This window comes from Chryseobacterium sp. 1B4 (assembly GCF_036631475.1).
Classification (GTDB): domain Bacteria; phylum Bacteroidota; class Bacteroidia; order Flavobacteriales; family Weeksellaceae; genus Chryseobacterium.
On the sequence record NZ_JAPNUF010000007.1, the window covers coordinates 1159390 to 1184785 of the forward strand.

29 protein-coding genes, 1 tRNA gene and 3 pseudogenes are annotated in these 25396 nt (G+C 38.1%); 7 read left to right on the forward strand and 26 right to left on the reverse strand.

The genetic code is table 11. The features are described from left to right. Positions 1-291: 291 nt before the first annotated feature. From OWR28_RS15375 to OWR28_RS15425, 11 genes and pseudogenes are all read right to left on the reverse strand, one after another. Positions 292-663, reverse strand: coding sequence for a response regulator (locus tag OWR28_RS15375; protein WP_332387351.1), 372 nt, complete (start codon positions 661-663; stop codon positions 292-294). Between the two features lie 18 nt (positions 664-681). After that, a pseudogene (locus tag OWR28_RS15380) lies at positions 682-1253 on the reverse strand (chemotaxis protein CheB). A gap of 27 nt (positions 1254-1280) precedes the next feature. Further along, entirely contained in the window at positions 1281-1814 is a 534-nt protein-coding gene (locus OWR28_RS15385; RefSeq protein WP_332387353.1) for a CheR family methyltransferase, read from the reverse strand. Positions 1815-1822: 8 nt separating this feature from the next. Next, entirely contained in the window at positions 1823-2089 is a 267-nt protein-coding gene (locus OWR28_RS15390) for a hypothetical protein (RefSeq protein ID WP_332387354.1), read from the reverse strand. Between the two features lie 3 nt (positions 2090-2092). Further along, positions 2093-2455: a response regulator gene (locus OWR28_RS15395; RefSeq protein ID WP_332387355.1), complete on the reverse strand. Its 363-nt coding sequence runs from the start codon at positions 2453-2455 to the stop codon at positions 2093-2095. 15 nt (positions 2456-2470) lie between these two features. Then, complete coding sequence (locus OWR28_RS15400) at positions 2471-2749, reverse strand: response regulator (protein WP_332387356.1); 279 nt, start codon at positions 2747-2749, stop codon at positions 2471-2473. A gap of 105 nt (positions 2750-2854) precedes the next feature. Beyond that, complete coding sequence (locus tag OWR28_RS15405) at positions 2855-3229, reverse strand: hypothetical protein (protein ID WP_332387357.1); 375 nt, start codon at positions 3227-3229, stop codon at positions 2855-2857. Positions 3230-3255: 26 nt separating this feature from the next. Beyond that, positions 3256-3486: a hypothetical protein gene (locus OWR28_RS15410; protein WP_332387483.1), complete on the reverse strand. Its 231-nt coding sequence runs from the start codon at positions 3484-3486 to the stop codon at positions 3256-3258. Then, on the reverse strand, positions 3471-4529 hold the full coding sequence (locus OWR28_RS15415; protein WP_332387358.1) for an ATP-binding protein: 1059 nt from the start codon (positions 4527-4529) through the stop codon (positions 3471-3473). The genes OWR28_RS15410 and OWR28_RS15415 overlap by 16 nt, the downstream gene beginning before the upstream one ends. 31 nt (positions 4530-4560) lie before the next feature. Continuing rightward, the gene (locus tag OWR28_RS15420; protein WP_332387359.1) at positions 4561-6072 is read right to left on the reverse strand and encodes a CHASE3 domain-containing protein; all 1512 of its coding nucleotides are present in this window, start codon (positions 6070-6072) and stop codon (positions 4561-4563) included. A 5-nt stretch (positions 6073-6077) separates the two neighbouring features. Beyond that, a complete protein-coding gene (locus tag OWR28_RS15425; protein WP_332387360.1) occupies positions 6078-7553 on the reverse strand; it encodes a response regulator in 1476 nt (491 codons plus the stop codon). A gap of 197 nt (positions 7554-7750) precedes the next feature. Between OWR28_RS15425 and OWR28_RS15430 the strand changes: the two genes are divergently transcribed. Further along, a complete protein-coding gene (locus OWR28_RS15430; RefSeq protein ID WP_332387361.1) occupies positions 7751-8368 on the forward strand; it encodes a Crp/Fnr family transcriptional regulator in 618 nt (205 codons plus the stop codon). 69 nt (positions 8369-8437) lie between these two features. Here the strand turns inward: OWR28_RS15430 and OWR28_RS15435 are convergent, their stop codons facing one another. From OWR28_RS15435 to OWR28_RS15485, 11 genes and pseudogenes are all read right to left on the reverse strand, one after another. Continuing rightward, positions 8438-8767, reverse strand: coding sequence for a hypothetical protein (locus OWR28_RS15435; protein ID WP_332387362.1), 330 nt, complete (start codon positions 8765-8767; stop codon positions 8438-8440). A gap of 98 nt (positions 8768-8865) precedes the next feature. After that, a pseudogene (locus OWR28_RS15440) lies at positions 8866-10252 on the reverse strand (SDR family oxidoreductase). Between the two features lie 102 nt (positions 10253-10354). Beyond that, positions 10355-10933, reverse strand: coding sequence for a GTP cyclohydrolase II (gene ribA / locus OWR28_RS15445; protein WP_332387363.1), 579 nt, complete (start codon positions 10931-10933; stop codon positions 10355-10357). Between the two features lie 35 nt (positions 10934-10968). Further along, positions 10969-11520: a lipocalin family protein gene (locus tag OWR28_RS15450; protein ID WP_332387364.1), complete on the reverse strand. Its 552-nt coding sequence runs from the start codon at positions 11518-11520 to the stop codon at positions 10969-10971. Beyond that, positions 11510-12199: a lycopene cyclase domain-containing protein gene (locus tag OWR28_RS15455; RefSeq protein WP_332387365.1), complete on the reverse strand. Its 690-nt coding sequence runs from the start codon at positions 12197-12199 to the stop codon at positions 11510-11512. The genes OWR28_RS15450 and OWR28_RS15455 overlap by 11 nt, the downstream gene beginning before the upstream one ends. Beyond that, positions 12196-12648 carry a beta-carotene hydroxylase gene (locus OWR28_RS15460; protein ID WP_332387366.1) on the reverse strand — a complete coding sequence of 151 codons (453 nt, stop codon included), beginning with the start codon at positions 12646-12648 and terminating at the stop codon, positions 12196-12198. The genes OWR28_RS15455 and OWR28_RS15460 overlap by 4 nt, the downstream gene beginning before the upstream one ends. 6 nt (positions 12649-12654) lie before the next feature. Continuing rightward, positions 12655-13119, reverse strand: a complete 465-nt coding sequence (locus OWR28_RS15465) for an SRPBCC family protein (protein WP_332387367.1) — start codon at positions 13117-13119, stop codon at positions 12655-12657. A 53-nt stretch (positions 13120-13172) separates the two neighbouring features. Further along, positions 13173-14007, reverse strand: a pseudogene (locus OWR28_RS15470) (phytoene/squalene synthase family protein). Positions 14008-14048: 41 nt separating this feature from the next. Beyond that, positions 14049-14864: an FAD-dependent oxidoreductase gene (locus OWR28_RS15475; RefSeq protein WP_332387368.1), complete on the reverse strand. Its 816-nt coding sequence runs from the start codon at positions 14862-14864 to the stop codon at positions 14049-14051. Then, a complete protein-coding gene (locus OWR28_RS15480) occupies positions 14861-15496 on the reverse strand; it encodes an oleate hydratase (protein ID WP_332387369.1) in 636 nt (211 codons plus the stop codon). The genes OWR28_RS15475 and OWR28_RS15480 overlap by 4 nt, the downstream gene beginning before the upstream one ends. 33 nt (positions 15497-15529) lie before the next feature. Beyond that, positions 15530-16189 (reverse strand): MarR family winged helix-turn-helix transcriptional regulator, encoded by a 660-nt coding sequence (locus OWR28_RS15485; RefSeq protein WP_332387370.1) that lies wholly within the window; start codon positions 16187-16189, stop codon positions 15530-15532. Positions 16190-16794: 605 nt separating this feature from the next. Between OWR28_RS15485 and OWR28_RS15490 the strand changes: the two genes are divergently transcribed. The 3 genes from OWR28_RS15490 (at position 16795) to OWR28_RS27065 (ending at position 18885) form a co-directional block, all read left to right on the forward strand. Continuing rightward, positions 16795-17397 carry an AraC family transcriptional regulator gene (locus tag OWR28_RS15490; RefSeq protein ID WP_332387371.1) on the forward strand — a complete coding sequence of 201 codons (603 nt, stop codon included), beginning with the start codon at positions 16795-16797 and terminating at the stop codon, positions 17395-17397. A gap of 68 nt (positions 17398-17465) precedes the next feature. Then, positions 17466-18734 carry a serine hydrolase domain-containing protein gene (locus OWR28_RS15495; protein WP_332387372.1) on the forward strand — a complete coding sequence of 423 codons (1269 nt, stop codon included), beginning with the start codon at positions 17466-17468 and terminating at the stop codon, positions 18732-18734. Next, positions 18712-18885 carry a hypothetical protein gene (locus tag OWR28_RS27065; protein WP_494168475.1) on the forward strand — a complete coding sequence of 58 codons (174 nt, stop codon included), beginning with the start codon at positions 18712-18714 and terminating at the stop codon, positions 18883-18885. Before OWR28_RS15495 ends, OWR28_RS27065 begins: the two co-directional genes overlap by 23 nt. A 143-nt stretch (positions 18886-19028) precedes the next feature. Here OWR28_RS27065 and OWR28_RS15500 read toward each other — a convergent pair. Then, positions 19029-19101: transfer RNA gene (locus OWR28_RS15500), tRNA-Lys, on the reverse strand. Between the two features lie 281 nt (positions 19102-19382). Between OWR28_RS15500 and OWR28_RS15505 the strand changes: the two genes are divergently transcribed. Next, the gene (locus tag OWR28_RS15505) at positions 19383-19763 is read left to right on the forward strand and encodes a MarR family transcriptional regulator (protein ID WP_332387373.1); all 381 of its coding nucleotides are present in this window, start codon (positions 19383-19385) and stop codon (positions 19761-19763) included. 87 nt (positions 19764-19850) lie between these two features. Continuing rightward, a complete protein-coding gene (locus OWR28_RS15510) occupies positions 19851-20354 on the forward strand; it encodes a transposase (RefSeq protein ID WP_332387374.1) in 504 nt (167 codons plus the stop codon). A 109-nt stretch (positions 20355-20463) separates the two neighbouring features. Here OWR28_RS15510 and OWR28_RS15515 read toward each other — a convergent pair whose 3' ends face one another. The 3 genes from OWR28_RS15515 to OWR28_RS15525 form a co-directional block, all read right to left on the reverse strand. Then, the gene (locus OWR28_RS15515; protein ID WP_332387375.1) at positions 20464-21984 is read right to left on the reverse strand and encodes a beta-carotene 15,15'-monooxygenase; all 1521 of its coding nucleotides are present in this window, start codon (positions 21982-21984) and stop codon (positions 20464-20466) included. A gap of 63 nt (positions 21985-22047) precedes the next feature. Next, complete coding sequence (locus OWR28_RS15520) at positions 22048-22866, reverse strand: HlyD family secretion protein (protein WP_494168476.1); 819 nt, start codon at positions 22864-22866, stop codon at positions 22048-22050. Positions 22867-23113: 247 nt separating this feature from the next. Beyond that, entirely contained in the window at positions 23114-24436 is a 1323-nt protein-coding gene (locus OWR28_RS15525; protein ID WP_332387377.1) for a TolC family protein, read from the reverse strand. Between the two features lie 130 nt (positions 24437-24566). On the opposite strand from OWR28_RS15525, the gene OWR28_RS15530 reads away from it, so the two are divergent. Continuing rightward, complete coding sequence (locus OWR28_RS15530; RefSeq protein ID WP_332387378.1) at positions 24567-25379, forward strand: AraC family transcriptional regulator; 813 nt, start codon at positions 24567-24569, stop codon at positions 25377-25379. Positions 25380-25396 lie beyond the last annotated feature (17 nt).

The window sequence follows — 25396 nt, forward strand, 5'->3', positions numbered from 1 at the left end:
ATCTGATCGATGAATATTTTAACCTGGCAGTAAAGAAGGAGCTAAATATTGACATTGACGTCAGCTCCGAATACATTGCTGCACATAATATCGTTTCAAAAAAATTAATTCTCGTTAAAACATTTTCGGATATCGTTATGGGAAACCCTGACCTTTACCTTTTACTCCGCTCGTTAATTCAAAATGTGAATACTTATTCTTTAACAAAAACACAGATCATCAGTACTCTGAAAATCAATAAAAAATCTCTCAAAATTTTTGAGAGATTTTTTTGGGTAAAATTGCAGTTCTTTATACCTGTTCTGTTGTATGCTTTGCCACCATTGCTTCAAGATCATCCAGATTAAATGGTTTTGAAACATAATCATCCGCCTGCGCTTCAGAAGCTAACGCTGCAATATCATTATTTGCGGTAACATAAATGACCGGAATGTGATTAAATTCTTTACTGTTTTTAAGAAGCTTTGTCGCCTCTACTCCACCGATTCGGGGAATCCAGTTATCCATCAGAATAATATCCGGCTGGTATTCTGCTACTTTCTCAAGGATATCATGGGATGTTTCTGAAATTTTAACATCGTAGCCGTTTTCTTCAAATATGATGGTGATGACTTCTAAAATAGCAGTATCATCATCAAAAATTAAAATTCTCTTTTTATTCATATTATTGAGGTTATTCTATTACAACTGATTGATATAATCCGCTAAATTATCAGGCCTGATAATTAAATCATAATCAATTTCTTCTACAGCATGCCTGGGCATATATTCCACTTCTGCAGTTTCAGGATCCTGAATCCAGACCTGCCCGTTATACTTTTAATATACGACAGGCCTTCTACTCCGTCAGCATTGGCTCCTGATAAAAGTATTCCGATCATATGTTCCCCGTATATTTCAGCAGCAGACCTGAAAGTAACATCTATAGAAGGCCGGGAGTAATTCATCTTTTCGGAGCTGTCCAGTGACATATTTTTCTTGTTTTCAAACAGTAAATGGTAATCAGCAGGAACAATATACAGGGTCCGGTTATTAATTTCGGTTTTATCTTCTACTTCTACCACCGGTATTCTGATAAACTGCTGCAGCAAAGTCCGCAGGATATCTCCGGATTGGGCTTTACGGTGAACTACAACAACAATCGGAATATTCAGTTTTTCATCAAGATTTTTAATCATTTCGATAATGACCTGTAAGCTCCCGGCCGATCCGCCAATAACAATTAATTCAATATTCGTCTCTGATTTCATCATTGCAGTATTAATGGTGATCAAGCTTTTTCAGATTTTCTGGTCTTCAGTCTGATGATAATTCTTTTCAATGGTGGAAAACCGAAGTGTTTCTTTGGCACCGAGAGCAAGAAAACCAAGATTTTCAAGGCTGTTGTCAAAAAGCCTGAATACCCTTTCCTGAAGTTCTCTGTCAAAATAGATCAGAACATTTCTGCAGATAATCAGCTGAAAACTGTTAAAAGAACTGTCTGACACCAGGTTGTGAGTAGATAAAATAAGTTTTTCCTGTAAACTTTTATCAAACTTTACACTATCATAATTAGCGGTATAATAATCAGAAAAATCCTTTATTCCGCCTGAAAGCATATAGTTTTCAGAATATAATTTCATCTGATGCAGCGGAAAGACACCGGCTCTGGCGGTCTCAAGAACAGCAGGGTTCAGATCAGTGCCATAGATCAGGGATTTATCGTACAATCCTGCTTCTTTCAGCAGAATTGCTATTGAATAGGCTTCTTCTCCTGTTGAGCAACCTGCTATCCAGATTCTGATCAGCGGATAGGTACCTAGTTGCGGCAGCACTTTCTCTCTCAACGCTCTGAAAAAGAAGGATCTCTGAACATTTCCGTAACATTTACGGTAACTTCTTCTATAAAGCGCTTCAGATACTCCGGATCGTTCATAATAATATACCTGAGTTCTGCAAAACTGGTAAGCCTGTCCAAAAGACATATCCGGTTTACCCTTCTTTTAAACGAAGCCCTGCTGTAGCCGGAAAAATCATATCCGTACATCTCATATACATCGTTGATCAGATACTCAACTTCCTGATCTTTTATGATACTTGGTTCCAGCATGTATTACAATTTTTCTATTGCTTTTATTAAAAGATCCACATCTATCGGCTTTGAAACATAATCATCAGCTCCGGCTTCGATACATTTCTGACGGTCTTCAGGCATTGCCTGTGCAGTAACAGCAATGATGGGAATATTTTTGATTTCAGGGGTATTTCTTATAATCCTGGCAGCTTCATAGCCATCTATCCCGGGCATCATCATATCCATGAGAACAACAGAAAACTGAGGGTCTGATTTCAGGATATCAAAAGCTTCCTGAGCCATTGTACAGGTTTCAACAGCATATCCACGGGCCTTCAGGGTCAGTTTCAATGCAAATATATTACGCGGATCATCATCCACAATTAAAATTTTCTTACTCATCAGAATTATATCTGTTTAACTTTCATATAACCAAACGCGAAGGAGCGATAATAACTGATCGATATCTACAGGTTTTGAGATATAATCCGAAGCTCCAGCCGTAATGCATTTTTCACGTTCTCCGATCATTGATTTTGCCGTTATAGCAATAATAGGCAGTCTTTTAAATGCTGGCATTTTTCTGATCTGCTTGATTGTTTCATAGCCATCCATTTCCGGCATCATCATGTCCATTAAAACAACATCTATGTCAGGATGGTGATTCATCTGCTCAAGGGCATGTTTTCCATCCATCGCAACAATGACTTCAACTTTATATTTTTCCAGTGCCTTGGTTAAAGAAAAATATTGCGGACATCATCATCAGTGATCAGTACTTTTTTCCACTCAGCACTTCTGTCAGAGAACCCAGCATTCTTCCCGTATTGTTTTCCGCTGAATTGTTTTTTCTTCCACCAGATGCAGGAACAACCCAACCTCATCCAGAATTCTCTGGTACGAGTGTGCTGTTTTTACAACAATTGAATCTGCATACTGCTTTATTTTAAGTTCTTCTTCTTTAGAAAGATGATGTTCTGTGAAGATAATGATCGGAAGATTTTCAAGTCCCTCATGGCTTTTGATGGATTCTATTACATGGTAGTCATTTCCTTTTGAGCTTCCAATATCCAGAATAACGCAGTCAACAAGATCTGAAGTCAGTGTTTTCACACTATCTTCCACCGTATGCTCTACCGATAAAGAGATATTAAAATTGCTCAGGAAGTAAGACAATGCACTGGCATGTTTGGCATTTTCCTCTACAATGAGAACTTTCTGAGGTCCTTTTTTAATGCTTCCTCTATTTTTCCGAATACATCAGTCATTTTATCCAGCGCTACCGGCTTGTTGATAAAATCGACTGCACCTTTCATAAGACTTTCTTTTTTGAGATGAAGGACAGACATCATATGCACCGGGATATGTTTTATATCCGGATCAGATTTCAGTTCATCCATTACCTCCCAGCCATCTTTTACAGGAAGCTGCACGTCCAGCAAAATAGCATGAGGCCGGTACTTCTGCGCTGCAGAAAGCCCATGGTCTCCCTTACAACAACAACACCTTTATAATTCTGCAAGTGTGCATATTTCAATAAGGCTTTTGCAAAGTTGATGTCATCTTCAATGATGAGAATAACCCTATCTCCATCTTTAATATTTTCCCTGTCATCTGCTACATCTTCAGGAATTTCAAGAGTGTTCAGAGGAGCTGTTTTTATTTCGCCTTCATCCAGAATATTCTGAATTTCTTCAACATCTTCACGGATGACCTCTACAATATCCTGGTCTGTTCCGGAATGCGTAATTTCTGTGACAGCATGTACAGGAATGATAAAACTGAATTCACTGCCTTTGTCTACTTCACTTTTCAGAACGAGTTCACCTCCAAGAAGTCTGGCAATTTCACGGCTAATCGACAAACCTAAGCCTGTGCCCCCGAATTTCCGTTTGGTAGATCCGTCAGCCTGCTGGAAAGCTTCAAAAATAATTTTCTGTTTATCCTCTGCAATCCCAACACCTGTATCCTTCACTGAAAATATTATAAAATCAGGTTTTTCAGCATGTTTTCTGATATGCAGATCAATGCTTCCTTTCGTAGTAAATTTTAATGCATTGGATAACAGATTTCTCAACACCTGATCAATTCTAAGACGGTCGCTTTCAATCACTTTCTGCACATCTGCACCGATCACAATGTTAAACGGCAGTGCCTTTTCCTGAAATACGGGATTGAATAAACTCTTTAAATCTTTTACTATTTCTTCAATGACTACCTCCTGATATTCCAGGGTCATTTTTCCGGATTCTATTTTTGCAAGATCCAGAATTTCATCGATAAGCGTTAATAAGCTCGATCCTGAACTATGGATAACCCTAGCAGATTCTACCTGGTCTTCATTGAGATTTTCATCCGGATTTTCCGTCATTAAACGTGATAAAAGGAGAATGGAGTTCAGAGGAGTTCGCAATTCATGAGACATATTGGCTAAGAATTCAGACTTATATTTGGTACTTAACGCCAGCTCTTCCACTTTTTCTGAATCTCATTGTTACGTTCTGCAATCAGATGATTTTTTCTTCCAGCAATCTTGAACGCTCCTCAAGCTCCGCATTAGCCTGCATCAGCTCTTCCTGCTGCACCTTGAGTTCTTCTTCCGAAGCCTGAAGTTTCTGTGTCTGTGCCTCCAATTCGGTATTTAAGTTTTCCAGCTCAGAATGCTGAACCTGCAGTTCTTCAGACTGTGCCTGGGTCTCTTCCAGCAACTGCTGTTCTTTTTCCCTGCTTTTTGCAGCGCTGAGGGCAATTCCTATATTAACGCAACATTCTTCAAAATAACTCACTCTGTCTTCATCAAAATTAGATGTTGAGCCAAGCTCCAAGACTCCGATGATACGTCCATCTGCAAAAAGCGGTATCAGTATGATCCCGTAAATCTTTATTGTACTGCTGGCAAAGGTTACCACAAAGTCATCTTCATGAAGGTTATTGTAAACCTGTGTTTTAGCATTAACAAAAGCCTGTCCTATCATCCCTTCGCCAGGTTCAAAAGTTCTTTTCATATTGGATTCCAGCCCGAATGCTTTGTTAAGCTTTAAAATACCTTCATCGTACAGGTACAATGCCCCGTTGATACAGTTCCCGTATTCAATGAGCTGCATCAAAGCCTTATTGGAAACTTCCTGCACCGACTTGGTTCCTACCAGGGATTCATTCAGCAAAGCAAGTCCTTTCTGACGCCAGTCGCTCTTATTAATCTTCTCAAAAGAGATTTTGAGGGATTCTGTCATATGATTCAGAGATTCTACAAGATCTCCAAGGTCATCCTGAGCATTATCTACTGCTTTCTCACTGTAATCACCGTTAGCTACCCTGTTTGCAATTTTCTGAATAGCACTTACACGGCGGGTCATTTCCTCATCTTTTTCCTTAAGCATTCTTTCCAGCTTATCCCGACGGATAAGATCAGCACGCATTTTCAGATAAAAAAACGTAGTTACCACAATAGCAGCAATTGCCGAAAAAATAATAAAAAGAACGGTTGTACCGGAGGAACGGTTGAGATCCTTATTTTTGATTTCAAGCTGACTTTCTTCATATTGCACAAAATCATTGACAATTTTACGGCACTGATCCATATACGCTTTACCGTCCGTAATTTGCTGCTGGGTCATAATGATTCCCCGCCGCCTGTTTTCAACCAGCTGTTTCAGGTTCCCCATCACCCTGTCAACTGCAGTCTTTAAGCCTGCAAGTCTTTCGGATTGATTCTGATCATCTATACCCAAAGATTCAGCACGTATCAGGGCTTTCGGGTACTCCCTCAATCCCCGTTTATAAGGCTCAAGAAAATCTTCCCTGCCGGTAAGCTGATACCCTCTGTTTCCTGTTTCTGCATCCAGTAAAGCAACCAGTACATCTTTCACTGCTGTTACAGAACGTCTGCTTTTGGAAAGGCTTTCACGGTGATTCATCTGATTCCGGATACTCCAGTAGGAAGCCATTGAGCTGGCTATCAAAATCAAAAGGGAAAGACCTACTCCAAACTGGAGATTTCGTATAATTTTTTTCGGCATTAAAATTAATTTAGTGGTAATGTGAAATAAAAGGTAGAACCTTCACCTACGATACTGGAAACCCCAACGCTTCCATGATGCTGTTTGATGATTTCGGAACAGATAAACAATCCGATCCCCATTCCCTGAAACTGCAGTGAAGATTCTTCTACACGATAGAATTTTTTGAATACAGCATCCTGTTTAAAATCCGGGATACCGATTCCAAAGTCGGTTACATTAACCCTTACTTCCTCCGCTTCTTTATCTACAAAAGTGGTAACGATAACCTGATTATTATGAGGTGAATATTTAATCGCGTTAGTCAGGAAATTGATCAGTACCTGTTCTATACGGATTTCATCCAGAGGAATTAAAATATCCGGTTTGATTCCGTGGCGTTCAATTTTTACTTCACGCTGGTCGTGAGTCTGCAATATGGTTTCAATGGCATTACTGATGACATTTTCAAGGTTAACCGGTTTTTTATTGATTTTCAGTTTTCCGTTTTCTATTTTAGAAACATCCAGCAGATCGGTAATGAGCGTATTCAGCTTCTCAATCTGCCCCTGGACTTTCGTTACAAACCCTGCTTCGGAGCTTTTTTTATCAAGCTTTAATTTTCTTTCCAGTAGCTGTACGTATGCTTTAATACTCGTTAAAGGGGTTTTCAGCTCATGGCTTGCAATGCTTAGGAATTCATCTTTTTCTTTTTCAACTTTCTTCTGATCATCAATATCCGTAAAGGTTCCCACCCAGTTTTTGATACGGTCTTCATCATAAACCGGTGTTATTCTGAGCAGATGGTAACGGTAATGACCTGAAATGACATTTTTAATTCTGATTTCCATTTCAAGGGCTTTTCCCTTTTTTCTGCATCTCTCCAATTCTTCTTTGATATTGAGGTCATCGGGATGTGTTTCCGGAAAATCCAATTCAGAATCAGAATACTGGTACCATTTACCATTAACGAAGTCCACGGCTCCGGATTCATTGAGTGTGAACGCAATCTGGGGAAGTGACTCAAGCATTAAGTGGAAGTGATCAATCTGGGACTTCATGGTAACCTGGGATTCTCTTCTTCCCTTTACTTCCAGCTCAAGATTCTGCTGTGTTTTTTTCATGGCAATGTTCTGCTCCTGAAGGTTATAGAAAGTCTTTACTTTCAGCAGAAGAATTTCAGGATCAACAGGTTTGGTAACATAATCTTTCGCTCCGGAGGCATATCCCCGTGTTATAAAGCGTTTATCCGTATTGACAGCAGATAAGAATATGATAGGAACATCTTTTGTTTTGCTGTAATCAGCAAGGGTTTCTGCAACTTCAAAACCATCCATATCCGGCATCTGAACATCCAAAATAATTAGGGCATAGTCATTTTTCAGGGCTTTACCAAGAGCCTCTTCGCCGGAATTGGCGGTTTCCACCTGAAAATCCTTGGATTCAAGTAATTTCTGCAGTGAATAGAGGTTATTTTGGTTGTCATCAACAATTAAAATCATAAAAATTAAAATCAATAATTAGTTACAGCTAGTTTAGTTTCAAAAATACTCACAATATTTGAGAAAACAGTAATTTTTAAAGGTATTTGGAGGTATAATTCATACCACATTTTGTAAATAAAATTTCAATGGCATAAGGATTGAAATGTTATTACTATTTTTAAACTTTCTTCATAATTTAAGAAAAAAACAAGCCTATGAAAAAAACGATAAGCTGCATGAATATAGATGAGAAAATTCTATATTCATACGGGGGCGAGCGGGTTACTTATAAACCTAAAGAATTCATTTTCCGCGAGGGTGAGCATTCACAATATTATTTTCAGATCATAAGCGGAAAGGTAAAGCTGAATACATTCAATGAAAACGGAAAAGAATTTATTCTGAATATCCTGGGGAAAAACCAGAGTTTTGGTGATCCGTTATTGTTTATTGAAAAACTTTATCCTACGAATGCCGTCAGTTTACAAGCTACTGAAGTTATAAGAATGCCTAAAAATAACTTCATGGAAATGCTTCAGAAACATCCTGAGCTTTCTCTTGAAATGAATATATGCCTGTCCCAAAGATTGTATTACAACAGTCTGATGATCCATAATATGGCTTCATCAGATCCTTCCCAACGTCTAAAAGGTCTACTGGATTACCTTAAAAGTTATCATGACGGAGACTGCCAGCACTGCTTCCCTATAGAACTTACCCGCCAGCAAATGGCAGATCTTACAGGCTTAAGGGTAGAAACCATCATCCGGACTGTGAAAAAGATGGTTAAAAATGAAGTGATAAAACTGGACGGACGTAAAATTTTGTACTAGCTAATCAAACGAAAAAACACTCAAATATAGAATACAAATAAACCACATTCATAATAAATGACCAGAGCCTCAAGAACTCCGGTCATTTATCAAACTAACTTTAATTTGTTTTTTTCTCCATTCTGCCTTCACATCTTCTGCAGCATCCTTTGTCTTTTCCCAGGCTTCATCAGCTTTATCTTTAATATCATCCCACGCGTCAGAAATATTGGATTTTACCCTTTCTATCCAGTCTTCCTGCGTTGCTTCTTCATCATTATTCCTTTTTTCATTGATATAGTCTCTGGCTTTGTCTGCCAGGTCACTGACCTTCCATTTAGCATCGTTAGCTGCATTTTTCAGCGTATTTTCCGTTTCGTTTACTGCATTTTCTGCTTTGTTGTAATCTGAATTATTCATAATATAATATTTAAGTAATTGGTATATAAATAAACAATGTTCATGCCTAAAAAACAGACATTATGTTAAAATATTCTTAAAATCACATGATAAGAATTTTAATTTCCCTTTCCACTGAGACTTCTGATCATTCCTTTGAAGATCAATCCATGAAATGGCAGCACCATAAACCAATACAACCTGCCCCAAAGGCCTTTTGGACGAAATACAGCTTTTTGCCAGATCTTATTTCTGTAAATTTTAAACATCAGCCATGCTTCTCCGGGCAGCTTCATCTCTGCCAGTAATATAAGCCTGCCTTCTTTACGGTCAGCATATAATACCCGCCAGAAATCTAATGCATCACCATCTTTAAGATCTGAAGGATGTCTGCGTCCCCTTCTCAATCCCGGGCCGCCAACGAGTTTATCAAGAAATCCTCTCATCTTCCAGAGATACTGCCCATACCAGCCATGCTCACCTCCTAACTGAAAGATACGGTTCATACAGGCTTCCCTGTCATCATACTCTTCACTCCGGAGGTCCGTAAAACAGCCGTATTTCGGTACATCCTGGTATTCTTTCAAGGTTGAATCATTACGACTGCTGATAAAACTGTCTTTCCAGCTGGAAATAATTTCATTGGCCTGAATTTTTGCGAGCGTTCTCTTCAATGCTGTATCATAGGAAAACGGCTGCACACCGGTAATTAATTTGATCCTGGCAAGACTTCCGGGGCGGCAGACCACTTCTACCTTCATGCTTCCAACCAATGCCCTGGCCAGATTATAAGAGGTTGAAGTAATAAAATAGAGCCAGTATGAAGACAATCTGGGAGTCATTACAGGGAGTGTAAAAATTGTTCTTTTCAGGCCTCTTACTTTTGCAAATTGCAATAGCATGTCTTTATAAGTCAATACATCATCACAGCCGATGTCAAAATTTTTCTGATAAGCAGGCTCTTTAAACAGAACAAAATCAGGAAATCCAGCACGTTGGCAATTCCTATCGGCTGACATTGGGTATAGAGCCATTTGGGCGCTACCATGACAGGCAGCTTTTCAACGAGATCTCTTATGATTTCAAATGATGCGCTTCCTGACCCAATGATAATTCCTGCACGAAGAACTGTTGCAGGAACCCTGCAGTCCATCAGAATTTTTTCAACTTCATACCTTGAGTTCAAATGCTTTGACAGTTCTTTTTCATTCGCCAGACCTGAGAGATAGACAATATGTTTACACTGCGTCTTCTCAATATAACCGGAAAAGCTGGCGGCACATTTTTTTCTGAGTCTTCATAATCAGCAGTATTGCTCATGGAATGCATCAGATAGTAAGCACCAGCAATATCTTCGGGAATATTTTTAAGTGTTTCGGGCTTCAGAAAATCAACTTCAATAACTTCAATGAGCTGTTCGTCAATATCCGTGTCTCTTGTAAAACGGCGGATATCCCTGCAGCAGCAAACGACTTTATATCCCTGCGCAGCAATCACACTGATCATTCTTTTACCGATATAGCCGGTAGCTCCCGTAAGCAGTATTTTTCCATAATTATTGGATTTAACAGATCAATACATTTCCTGTCTGAAGACCATTAAATTTTTCTAAAAATGGCCAAAATAATCTTTCTTTTTAACAAGATAGCCCGCATTAATCTCATTGGAATCAATTTCCAAAGGAATCCTGCTTTTGAGAATGATACTGCTGTTCTCAACAGATTTAATTTTGTCAGGATTGTTGGTTAACAGATTGATTTCCTTAACATCCAGCAGATTCAGCATTTCCACCGCCGCATCAAAGTTTCTTCCGTCTGCCGGCAAACCCAGTCTGAGATTAGCTTCAACAGTATCTATTCCCTGTTCCTGAAGGGCATATGCTCTCAGCTTATTGATGATCCCAATATTTCTTCCCTCCTGGCGGAGATAAATGATCATTCCTCCTTTTTCAGATATATATTTCATCGCAGCATCAAGCTGCTGGCCGCATTCACATTTTTTAGAATGAAAAACTTCCCCGGTAATACACTCAGAATGAAAACGGACATTAACCGTCTTATTACAATCTGTATTTTCTGCTACCAGAACCAGATGCGGACTCCAGTCTTTTTCATTTTCTGAAAATGCATATATGGTGAATGTTCCGTAATCTGTAGGTATTTTTGATTGTGCCTGTATTGTAAGCATAGGTTTCGTTTCGGTTTTAATTTAAATTTGAGAATCTATTTGTCAAACGGATTTTTCCTATCCTGTTTCACCCAGATAAGTTTAGAGGTATCATATCCGATTTCCTTTGCTTTGGAAATAAAGTCCTGTTTTATAGTTTCAGGAATTGTTTTTTCACGGGAAAGAATCCACAGATAGTCCAGATTTTTCCCGGCAACCAAAGCATATTTGTAATTTTCCAGTGCCACCACATTATATCCTGCATAAAAGGGTCCGAAAAAGCTTACCTTTAAGGCGGCTATATCTTTATCACCTCTGAATTTTGCCGTTCCATCAGCCGATACCCATTTTTCTTTTTTAGTGTTATACCCGCTGTTGACAACATTAACACTTCCATCTTTATTAAGACTATACTGAGCCACAGCATTATCCAGATCTTTTTCAAAACGATAATCAAATCTGGCGATCTCATACCATGTATCTAAATATTTATTGATATCAAACTGATTCACAGGCTGTGCTTTTTCAGGCATAGAAGTACATGAAGACACCATGAATATCCATAATCCGCAAGCAGCAATAAGTTTAAAAATTAAGTTATTTTTCATTTTTAGTAATTTTTTTAAAGAAATAAATATTCAACAGAAATTGGCTGTAGCCATATACAGCATCTTCTATGGGAATGGTACCCATTCTGATTCCCAGAAATTCTTCCGGATTATAATTAACAACCGGTGATGGAATTAAAGATCCTGTCAAGATTCCATTCACAGCAAAAAATCCGGGCATTAAAGCCAGATAGACCAGACTGGCTTTTCCTATCCATTCTTTTTTAGCAATAAAATGAAGGTAGCACAGCGTGGCCATTGTAACAATTACAGTAAGCAAAGTATATATTCTGTCATAATACAGAAAGCCTGTTACACCTAGCACAATAACTGATGTAAATACGATGAGATTATTAAACATTCCCGCCCAATCCAGGTTAAAAAATTTTTCAAAGCAGTAATAGGTAAAAACACAGGCGAAGGGAATACAGTAAAAAAACAGCCATTCTTCACCAGGAAGCCCTGCGATTTTAAACCCTAAGGTGTACCTGAGATCAAACCACCACACCCCTTTTCCGGTAAACCATATATCCCAGATAATAAAAGGAACAGCCACAATAGTAGATGATATCAGAAACTTCCCGAAAAGCCTGTTAAATTGTATCCTTCTGTCAAAAGAAGCCAGAAAGCAGATAATGACCGTAAAAAAATTAATCAGTATGTAAGTGTAGGGCATCATTTTTTATCGAAATACATTTTAAAATATTGAACAGGCACCCATAAAAAGCCGAAACATTCTCCTTTTTCTTTTCCCAGATGTTTATGATGCTGTTTGTGAGCACGTCTTATCGCAAGCAAATAAGGATTTTTGGTTTTGGTAAAAATTTTTGCTCTCTGATGGATGAAAATATCATGTACAAAGAAATAGGCCATTCCGTAAAGGCTTATTCCAAGGCCAATATAAAACCAATAGCTGAATTCCTGTTGTACTCCCAGATATAATAAAGCTATGGCCGGACTTGCAAAAATGAAAAAGAAAAGATCATTTCTCTCAAGTTTTCCTTCATTGCTGTGATCATGATGGTCACGGTGAAGCACCCACAGGAAGCCATGCATAATATACCGGTGGATGAGCCATGTAACGCCTTCCATACCGATAACAACACCCAAAACGATCAGAAAATTCATTGCCAATTATTTTTTGCTGTTAAAACGATTATCCAGAATTCTGTATCTGAAATCAAATATGCTGTTCAGTTTTTCTTTTATAAACAAGCTATGAGCTATCCGTCCTAAAAAACCTAATGGAAGTTCGTAATCTACCGTATCTTTCATTAATACTCCTTTTTCATTGGGAATAAACTCATGGAAGTGGTTCCAGTATTTATAAGGTCCTGATTCCTGGAAATCGGTAAAACTTTTAAGCTCATCTACCTGGCTGATAATGGTTTTCCATCTCATTGGAATCCCCAGCAAAGGAGAAACACGGTAATCGATCTCCATTCCTTTGAAAACAGGCGTATCCTTAACATCTGAAAGAACGACAAAATTCATGCTTGCCGGGGTTATTTCAGATAAATTATGAGGGGATGAAAAGAACTTCCAGGCGGTTTCAATGGTACAGTTCAACTGCTGCTCTCTGTATAATCTGTATCTCATTACTTATTTTTTATTCAAGATTTTCCAACGAATTAATTACCAGTTTTTTACCATCACAGATAAGCAGATTTATATCTTATATAGCTTTTGAATGCTACCAGCAGTTTCTGTGAATTCGCAATCCTGATCCTGTTCTGTAAAATATGATGTGAACTCGCTTTTTTTATTTTTTCAAACAATGACAGGTAATACTTATAAGCGAGATAAACTCCAAACATTGAAGAGCCGGGCAGTTTTTTAATCCCTTGTAATGCTTCTCTGAACTCTTCCTCAATTTCTTTTTCAATCCGGACTTTCACATCATTATCAAAGACAGACATATTCAAAGCAGGAAAATATGTTCGTCCCAATATCTGGTAATCATCTTTGAGATCCCGTAAAAAATTAACTTTCTGAAAAGCGGAACCAAGCTTCATGGCAAATGGTTTAAGCTCTTCAAACTGTTGCTTATTTCCTCCGGTAAATATTTGCAGACACATAAGGCCGACAACTTCTGCTGATCCGTAGATATATTCATTATACAAAGCAGAATTGTAATCTATTTTGCAGATCCATTTCCATACTGTGCAAAAACCGGTTGATAAGCTGAACATCAATATCATACTGACGAACCGTTTCCTGAAACGAATGCAGAATGGGATTGATTGATATGCCTTCTTCCAGCGCATTATAAGTTTCAGCTTTTAATCTTTTTAAAAGTTTTTCTTTATCATAGCCGTGAAAACTGTCTACAATTTCATCTGCTAGACGTACATATCCATAAATGGCATAAATGGCGGGTCTTATGGAAGGTTTTAATGCCAATATTCCTAATGAAAAACTGGTACTGTATTTCCGGGTAGTATATTTGCTCACCTCGCAAGACAACTCATCAAACAATTTTTTCATATTAATTAAGTTTTAGTTTACTGACCTCAGATGCTACAATTTTACCTGAAATAACAGACGGGGCACTCCCGGCCCGGGAACAGTGAGCTGCCCTGTATAAAAAGGTTCATGATCTTTTTGTTCCTGATTTTTGGCTTCAGTACTGCCGTTTGGGATAAAGTGTTAGATAATCCGTAGGCATTACCCTGATAGGCATTATAATCTGAAATAAAATCACTGACACAATAACTTTTTTTATACTCAATCCTTGAAATAAGATGAGTTTCTCCTGTATGTTTTTCTATTCTTCCGAGCATTTCCAACAGATACTTTTCCCTGACCGATTCTTCATCATGAATTCCCGGCGCCAGGGGCAGCAGCAGAAAAAGATTCTCACAGTCTTCAGGTGCTACACCCGGATCTGTTTTTGAAGGGCAGCAGGAATAAAAAAGAGGTTTTGCAGGCCATTTCTTATTTTTATAAATGCAGTCTATATGATTATCCAGCTCATTTTCAAAGAAAAGTGTATGGTGTTTTAAGTGAGGGATTTTACCTTTAATTCCGAGATAATATATGAGGCATGAAGGGGCAAAGGTTTTGGACTCCCAGTAAGCATTCTTGTAATTTCTGAGGGATTTGGGAATCAAGGTTTCCGTATGATGGTAATCTGATGAGGCAATGACCGCATCAAATTCATAATCTTTATCATTTACCCTGATTGAGGTAACCTTCCCGTCTTCTGTATTAATTTTCTGAACATCATGATTAAAATGGAAAACAACCCCTTGTTTTTCCGCCACTTTCTGCATAGCCAGAACGAGCTGATAGAAGCCACCCATAGGATATTTCGTTCCCAAGACATATCCACCATAATTCATAAGGCTGTACAGTGCCGGTATATTCTGAGGGAAGCTCCGAGGAAGATGACAGGAAATTCCATTAATGATCTCAGTTTTTCGTCTGAAAAATATCCGGATACATATTTTCGGAAATTACTGAGAAGATCAAGCTTTACAACACTGCCTGCTATTTTTAAAGAAGCAAACTCCAGCCAGCTGTAGCAGGGTTTGGTAACAAATTCTTTCATTCCCACTTCATATTTATATTTTGCAGATTCCATGAATTTGTCATACTGCTTACCTGCTCCGTTCTCAATCTTTTCAAACAGGGCTCTTATTTCATCATTTTTTCCGGGAATGCAGATCTTTTCACCTGAAAAAACCATTTCAAACTGGGGATCCAAAGCAACAAGTTTAAAAAAATCACCTGAATTCATATTAAAATCCCTGAAAAAATCTTCAATAATATCAGGCATCCAGTACCAGCTGGGACCCATATCAAAAACATATCCTTCTTCAGTTGTAAACTGCCTTGCGCGCCCACCCGGCTGATTGTGTTTTTCAAATACGTGCACTTCATTTCCGGATTTAGCGGCGTAGGCTGCTGCTGAAAGCCCGGAAAAGCCAGAACCTATAACTGCTATCCTTTTTCTCAATTTTTCCTTATTCATTGCTATTCATTTAATAGTTGGGAATAACCCGGCTCAATTCAGTCTTTTATATGCAATATCCAGCAGCTCCATCGCTTCAAGATTCATTTTGTATACAGCATAGTGAAATTCATCTAACTTGGAAAGTATGGCAATGAGCAGCATTTTCTCGGAATGACTCAGGTTTCCGGTCACCATTTTTGAGGCTTTGCGGATTTCATCCATATGCCGGTCCAGCATCTTAAGCCCTTCTTCTGTTATCTGAATATGCCTGGCCCTTTTGTCTTTTTCCGATACAGTCTGCTCTATCCAGCCATTCCTGAGTAAGCGGTTAATGATGAGTATGCCTGCAGGTTTTTCATGAACATTATGCCTTATGAGTTCCATTTTTGACATCGCTCCCATAGATTTCAGGCTGATCAGATAAATGAAATCATCCTGGCTGGAAAATCCTGAATTATTAATGGCAGACTTAGAATAAGATTTTGCATACCTGCTTATTCTTATCAACAAAGTATTGATTACACTTTCTTCACTTCTTCCCATCTCCTTACCTATCCATCCGGGCTCCTCTGACAGCTCATTTCCTTTATGGGAAGATTCGATCCATTCTATAAAACCCTGAAGATTGTTGCTATAAATAGCTTTTTCTTCATTTTCATCAGCAAATTGTTTAATAAGTTCCACAACTGCTTTTATAAGATCATAATTCATATTCAACAAATTAGTATACAAATATACTTATAAAAATAAAACAAGTATATAAATAAACTTAATGAATTACAAATAAACACCCAACCAGCTGATTTACAGTTGATTTATTTTTCACATAAAAGGTATTAACTAAGGAATATGATATATTTATAAACTTGAAATTCTGTTTATACTAAACCGCTACGTACACGCCTACTTAGGTTTTCAGACATCAGACAACTTAAGAATAGTATGGCAATATGATCTTAAATGACAGTTAATATGCTCATTAATAATTAAGCTAAAAATATTTTTCGTAATATAAATGCGTATTAAATGGCCTGATGAAAAACTTCCGTAATGACAGACTAAGTGGATATTAAAATCCTCTAAAAGAAAATGAAAATTATACAATAGTCAGTATGAGTATCACTTTTTATAAACCAAAATCAGATCTATTAAGCCAGTATATTGAGGGATTTTATTTTATTTCTGAACATGATACGCTGGAATCAAATCAATATTGGACATTTCCCAGTAATTTTTGTCTTGCAACGATTTGTCAGGACACAGAATTAAATCCTGAAGAAAACAAAATCACAATAAGGAAATCAATCGTTAAAAGGGTGGATTCATTTCTCTTCTACAACATTTCCAAACCCGTTAACGTTACTTATGAAGAACCTAGAAATGAACTGACAATATATTTCAAACCCCTTGCTGTTTTTCATTTTTTCCCTAAATTGTCATTATCATCAACTGCAGATCATTTGGAGAATTTCAAACCATATCCTGATTATCAATCTAAAATCCAGGATCTGTTGAAAATAAATAATAAAGATGAACAGGCACATATGTTGGAAAATTATCTTATCTCCAAACTTTGCAGTCCTAAGCTCGAAACGATTCGCGACATCCTGCAAAAAGTTGAAGAAGGATGGAAATTAAATAATATTGCAGAATCAATGGGTATGTCCAGGCAATATCTCCACAGGACATTTTTAAAATATACGGGAAAGTCGCCGTCTCTGTATAAAAGAATACACCGCTTCAGGCAGGTTACCTCTTCTCTGCAGACCCATGAAAAATTCATTTCATTATCACACGAAAACTTATTTTTTGACCAGCCTCATTTTAACAGGGAATTCAAAGCGCTGACGGGTGTTGTTCCCACCTTATTTTTCAAAAACATTAATGATTCGAAAGATATGCTCTGGCTTTTTGTTTAATGGTTTACATTCATACAATGTTCAGGGTATTTGTATTTATAATTTTGTACATGAACAATAGACAAGAGATGATCAGATTACTTTTTATTCTTTGGGGAACATTAGCTTTTGGACAGTCGGTTAACCTGTCTGCCATAAGAAAACAACTGCGTATCCTTGAGAAAGAGAATTACTTCAGTGGTGTTGTTCTGATTGCCAAAGGTGATAAAACGATCTATAAGAAAGCTTTCGGATATGCTAATTTAGCTGACAAAATTCCCAATAAAACAAATACCAAATTTAATTTGGCTTCTATGAATAAAATGTTTACGGGTTTAGCCATTATGCAGTTAGCAGAAAAGGGAAAGCTTTCGCTACATGACAGAGTCGGTAAATATTTACCGGATTTCCCCAATAAACTCATAGCCGATTCCGTTACCATTCATCAATTACTGACACACACTTCCGGAATGGGAAACTTTTGGACTGAACATGACAAATTAGCGAAAGAAAAATTTAAAACGGTAAGTGATTATTTGCCACTGTTTATACATCAGGAATTACTATTTTCTCCCGGGAAAGGGTTTCAATACAGCAATTCGGGATACATGGTTTTAGGACTGATCATTGAAAAAGTTTCCGGATTAAATTATTTCGATTATGTAAGAACTTACATTTTCGAACCGGCAAAAATGAAGGATACAGATTCTTATGATCTGGAAGAAGCAATCCCGAATATGGCAACAGGATATACAATGTTATCAGAAAAACCAGGGCATTGGAAAAACAATATGTACAGTAATGTAACCAAAGGCACGCCAGCAGGTGGAGGGTATTCGACTGCAGGGGACCTGCTGAGATTTTCTATAGCTCTTCAGCAAAACACGATACTGAAGAAAGAATTTACGCAGCTGTATTCCACTGGTAAAGTGAAATATAAAGAAGGTTCTTACGCTTATGGTATCGTTGAGAATTTTTTAAATGGTCAAAGAATGCTTGGACATACGGGCGGACATTTCGGAATAGCAAATGAACTGATGATTTTCCCGGAATCCGGCTATACCGTTGTAATTTTAACAAACGGAGAAGTTGAAAATTATTGGGAAGCTTCCAATCTCATCAAAAAGGAATTAACCGGAAGCACAAATGCTACAGATAACTTTTTCTATACTAAAGATGTTATCCGGACAGTAGAAAAAAACGGTCTTTCTGCCGGAATAAAAAAGTTAGAAGCAGATTCAGACAAAAAATATGTCCTTAAGGAGAATTTAATAGAAAGATACGGGCAAAAGTTCCTTTTCGAAAAAATATATTCAGGCAATTCATCTGTTTCAGCTGTGTACTGCTCAGTTTCCTGATTCTGCCACACCCTATTACAATCTGAGCGAAGCGTATAGATTATCCCATCAGACGGAAAAAGCCGTTGAATTTTTGAAAATCTATTTAAATAGAGAACCGCTGGACAAGGAAGCTGAAATGAAGTATGAAAATTTAAAAAGCAGTAAATAATAGTATTCATCTTTTTCCCAATATTGTCCGCTTAAGGACAATAACTTAGAAATCCAACCATTACCACCTGAATATTAAACATACTGAAAAACAACCATATGTATTCATAAAAAAAGAGACAACTATTAAAGTTGTCTCTTTAGTGACCCGGCTGGGATTCGAACCCAGGACCCATACATTAAAAGTGTATTGCTCTACCAGCTGAGCTACCGAGTCGGCCGCTTACTTTTTCAAGTAAATCCCTTTGTTTAAGGGACTGCAAAGATAGGAAAACCCTCCTTAATTCCAAATTTTCCGGCACTTTTTTGTAATAAATTTTCTGCCAAAAAAGTCAAACACCTGTTTATAAAACAATTACGTTATTTATTTTTATTGAATTTTTCCAGCAATAATCATAGTTGACAGATAAACTGCCGTTTTGGGCATGGAAAATGTTTGGCAGAATAAAAAACAAATTATATCTTAGCAACTAAGATAATTATCAAATAAGTAAATTAATGACAAAATATAATATTCAGAATTTCAGGGACGCCAGCAGGGCCTATTCCGATGCCAGTATCTTCATGCATGAGGCCATTGCCAGAAAGGCAGGGCTTTCCAGTACCGATCATAAATACCTGGGGCTTATTCTGCAGTATGAATCGGTTACAGCCGGCGAAATTTCCAGGTTGACAGGCCTTACAACCGGCGCTGTAACAGGCTTAATAGATCGTCTGGAGAAAAAGAATCTTCTGAAAAGACAGTTTATTAAGGAAGACCGAAGAAAAGTGGTCATTATCCCAAATGTTGAGAACAGCATGAAATTACTGGGCCCCATTTTCGATGAACTGCAGCAAAAAACACTGCACTTAATTTCTACCTTTTCAAAAAAGAAGTAGAAACCATTGAACGCTATTTCAGGGAAGCAACAATCCTTATGAAAGAAACAGCAGACCATTTAAACAACCAATAAACAATATAAAACCATGGAAAGTTTAACCACCACTTATATAACCCGTGCAGAAATATGGCTTTGCATTACGACTTTGCTGTATTTTCTTATGAATGGCGCACAGATTTTTGAGACCCTTGTTTTTGTGCCCAAATGGGCTTCTTCCCCACCCGAGACATTTAAGTTTCTTCAGGATGGAAAAGGAGCAAGCCTGAAGTTTTTCTGGATTATACTCCACTCACTGCATGAAATCGCTTTTATTCTTGCCATTATTTTCTGCTGGAAAATAGATCCGGTAAGGAACTGGCTTTGGGTATTATTCATCATTCACGCCGCTGTAAGAGTATGGACACTTACATTTTTTGCGCCCAATATTATCCAGTTTCAGAATCTGGCTGCAGCTTCTTCGGTTCCGGAACAAATCTTAACAAAAATATCGCTTTGGAAAACGTTTAACTATATCCGGGTAGCAGTTTATATTGCTGTTTCAATAGGTTTTATTCCTCTCTGTATTAAACTTTTCGGGCTTCGCCAGTGATGAACGGCACAGTATTTAAAATATAAGAAAAAGAGACTGCCTGATCAGACAGTCTCAGCACTCTACTATAAAATCAGCTGATAAGCTATACTTTTGTTAAAACATTTCCTTACGCAGGTGAAAGTCTGCGTGACTTCAGATAAAGGGCAGTACGGTTGAGATATGGAAAAAGGAAAATCAATAACAGTGAGGCGGCAAGAAGCCACACCATCATTTCATAATAGTCCATTGCAAAACGGACATGATCCTGAACATTCATCCTTCCAACCAACATTTTATTGGCAGCTTTTACGGCTTTACCTTCAGACATTCCTCTTGCAGCAAGTTTAGCAGTCTGCTGATGAAGAAAATTTTTAACTGCCGGGTCCACAGCACTTAAATGATCCTGAAAGGCATTATAATGACGGCTTTTTTCAAACAGTTCAAAAAAATTGATCAATGCAATGCTGATACAAAACCCAAGATATCGTACCGCCAGGGCTGTTGCAGCAGCTGAAGGGCCAATGGCAGCAGGAACTGAGGAGATAATAAAAATAATCGTCGGAACCATAATTAATCCTACTCCCAATCCCTGAATGAATAATGGAATATAATAATTAAACTCATCAGCCTGAACATCAAAAGAGCAATACATTAATCCATGAAAGATAAGAAGCATTAAAAATCCGGGGCCCCAGATATATCTTATATTTTTCTTCTGTAAAACCATACAGCAGGCGATGATCACACCTGTAACCAGTCCTGCAAGGTTGAATATATTGATATAGGAAATGTGAAACGGATCCAGATGCAGTTCTGATGCAAAATAACTATTAACAATTCCTGATGCAAACCGGCAGATATACATTACAAAAAGGATCAGCAGACCTACCTTAAAATTTCTGTACCTGAAAACGCGCAGATCAATATACGGCCTTTTGATAGCCTGCTGACGGAATACGGATATTATTGCCAGAACAACAATTCCAATGACACTTCCCATAATCCGTCTGTCTTCCAGCCAATAATATTCCTGTCCGAAAATGGTTATGTATCCGATGAGCACCAGCATTGTACTGAACAGCCCAAAACTTTGCCAGTCGAGCTTGTACAAATGAAATCTTGCATGGGTTCTGTAATTGCTCATGGCCAGTGTAAGAAAAATAAGTCCCGGCAGATATGAGAATATAGCTGTTTTATAAACGATATTAAAATTATAGGAATCAATAAGATCTGCTGTGATCAGGTTATTAAAAGGCAAAGCGCAGATCAGAATTCCGAAGAATACTGAAAAGCTGATCTCCCGGCCTCTCTCACTGCTTAATCTTGTAAAAATAAGAGTCAGTGAAAGATTCACGTTTCCTGCAAACAGCATTCCCTGCATGAAGCGTATCGGGAACAGTATATAAATTTCATGGGTAAAATAGCAGGCCAGGCAGGCCAGGATCTGCAGTGTGGTGAAAACAAGAAAATACTCTTTCGCAGCCAGGAAACTGAAAAATCTTCTTTCAAGGCTGTAAAAGCCTACATATCCGGCATAAAATAATGCTACTGAAAACTGGATATCTGCCGGTTCACTTCCGTAATATCCAGCTGCTGCATTCACATTCGCAAGCGGAAGGAAAAAGATAATGATTCCCGGCAGTGTCATTGAAAAAGGATGATTTTAACAAGCCACTCAGGAGCCCATTTTTTGAAATAAGGCATCTGTCTTTTAGCCATTGGAATGCTTTTTATCGGCATATACATTTACATTCATTCCTACTTTCAGAATATCAATGTCTTTTCTTTGCCCATCCACCCTGATTCGTACAGGAATACGCTGTACAATTTTCACGTAATTTCCTGTAGAGTTATCCGGAGGAAGCAATGAAAAACTTGAACCTGTAGCCGGGGAAAGTGAAATAATGGTTCCCTTAAACTCTCTGTCAGGATAAGAGTCTGCTACAATTTTTACATGATCTCCGATATGCATGTCTTTAATCTGTGTTTCTTTATAATTGGCCACTACCCATTTGTCGGTTTCATTATTGACTATAAATGCAAGTGTTTCTCCTGCATCAATCATCTGCCCTACTTCAACGGTTCTTCTTCCCATCCTTCCGTCATATGCTGCAGTAACGGCTGTATAGCTCACATCCAGCTTATGACGGTCCAGCAATGCTTTCAGTCTGGCAATTTCTGCAAGGACAACCGTTTTTTCCGCCCGGATATCATTTATTTTGGATATTGAAGCAGCGTAATTATCCTGTGAAGATCTGTAATCACTTTCATTGATGTCAAGGGTTGCTTTTACATCTTCAAGACGCTGTCTGGTGGCAGATTCCTCATCATACAGTTTTTTGTACCTGTTATAATCAAGCTTTTGTTTCCAAACCTTTGCTTTATTGGCATCTACCAGATCCATTGCTGCAGCGGCTTCTTTTTCTGTAGTTTCTGTAGTACTTTCCAAGACTTTCAGTTGAGCGCAGGCTTTACGGAGGGCTGCCTGCGTTTGTTTTTCCTGAAGAACATATTCACGGTTATCAATGATTAAAAGGGTATCTCCTTTTTTACTTCCTGATTTTCCTCAAATTTTACTGCAACAATGAATCCTCCGGCTCTTGAAATAATCGGGTTTACATATTCCTGAACCTGGGCATCATTGGTCTGTTCATATGCATAATAATTCTTTAAGGTAAAACCGCCCCAGACAGCAAGTGCGGCAACGATAGCAAGTGAAATCCATCCTGTGATCTTCGTGATCAGTCTGTCGGTTGGGGTATATTTTTTTCATTGTATTATAAAACGCCTGTAATGTTTTGTAGTAAATAATAATTGTTCTGTGCCATAATCTTTGCCGCTTCCAGCTCAAATTTTGTCTGAAGAAGCTGTATATCTGCATCCAGCAGTTCTGTAATAAGGGAAGTCTGGCTGAAGTAAGTATTTTTGATGATTCTTGCATTTTCCTTTGCCTGGGCTACATTGGCTTCTGCCACTTTGATCTGTTCCAGAGCTTCCTGATATCGCAGATAAGCTTCCTTCACCTGCTGTCTTACTTTATCTTCCGTATCCTTGTGTGCTTCCTCTTCTTTTTCAAACTCCAGCTGCGCTGCCTTTACCTTTTGGGTATTATGATACAGTGAAGAGATAGAAAACGAAGCTTTTATTCCCACTATTCCCAACGAATACCAATACGGATTGTAAGGATACAGGAAAATCTGTGGATTGGCATAATAAAATTCACCATACATCCCTATTTTAGGCCTTACATTCGCTTTTACCTGTTTCAGTTTGATGATACTCAGTGCGGTCTGCTGTTCAGAAACGTGGTAGTCAAAAGAATGGTCCAGCGCCATTTTCAAATACTCATTATAAGAAGTATTTTCATTCCACTGGCCAGATGGCGCTTCCGGGATAACAACCTGCTCATCAGGAATCCCCAGAATAATATTCAGCTTCTGTGTAGCGATGAGGATATCATTTTCTATGGTCACCAGGGCCATTTTCCGTTTTGAAAGTTCAAGTTCAATCCTTAAAACGTCACTTTTTAAAACCACTCCGTTTTTGTAAAGAGTCTGTATTTCTTTCAGCTGCGTTTTCTGATCAGCAATATCCTGTTTGATAAGATCTCTGAAGATGAATGTTTTCTGTAATTCCAGATAAAGCGCTGCTGTTTTGTAATGAATATCTGAAACAGATTGTTCTTTCTGAATATCCTTTATTTTCTGAAGTGTCTGATTTTCTTTAATCTTTAGATTCAGTTTATTTCCGTTATAAATATTCAGGTAAAAATCTGCTCCGGCTCTGTAAAGCGTATGGATAACCTCATGCTGGGTAGGTTTTGAAAAGATTCCGTTTTCATAGATCGGAATATTGGACGCTTTTTCTGCAGAACCTTTAACTTCTATTTCCGGAAGGCGCTCTCTTCTGGCATCTTTTACTTCGGCTTCGGCAATGTCTGCGTTGAGGGTATTGATTCTGATATGGCGGCTGTTTTCTTCCGCTTTCTGCCATGCGTCTTTCAGGGAGAGTCGTATGGTATCCTTTGCCGGACTGCCGGTCTGCGCTGATATGGTGGAGGAAATTCCAAACATCAGCAATCCGGCGACATAAATTTTCATTTGAATTTTTGAATTATTGCACTGCAAATTTATTGGCAATCCGGAAATTTTATTTATCTAAAATAGTCAAGTTTTACATGATTCCGGCCAAATGGTTATATTTGCATTTTCATTGTTATTTTAAATTTTTATGGGATTAATTGCTGCGCTTCCGGATATCGATAAAGACGATAAAAGTGTATTTGTAATGCACGAAAAATCGGAAAAGCTGATTCCTTTTCACAAACATACCAAAGGACAGCTGAGCTATGTGGAAGGCGGTATCGCTTATATTACCATTGATAACAAAACCTATGTGGTACCGGCCAGACATTTCTTCTGGATTCCTCAGGGAATGGAGCATATTTTAGAGATCGGGCACACCGCAACGGTTCTGCGGTCTCTTTATTTTTATGCTCATGATGACGTCTCAGATCCTTTTTACAGCAGACTGGGGATTTATCCGGCATCCGAACTGCTCATCCAGATGATAAAGTATACTGAAATATGGGATGAAAAACATGTTACCGCAAAAGACGAAAATTTTGAATTCCTGGTGGCATTAAAAAAGATTCTTCCGAAAACCCATCAACAGCCATTGCCTATTATTCTTCCGGCTACTCACCATAAACAGATGATGAAAATTGTATCTTATCTGGAATGGAATATCGGGGAAAGGCTTACCCTGGCCCATGTAAGCAGCAAGTTTGGCTTGAGTGAACGTTCTTTGTCCCGCCTGTTCAAAGCGGATATGGATATTTCTTTCCTGCAGTACCTGAAGACCTTGAGAATTATCAAGGCTATTGAACTGCTTTTAAATACGGACAAGCCCATCAACGAGATAGCAGATGATGTCGGCTATAGCTCTATCAGTGCTTTTAGCGATACTTTTCATGAATTCACCCAATCCAGACCTTCGGATTTAAGGAAGAGCAATAAAGCCATTCAGAACCTTACAGATTAAAGAATCCTGAATTAAAC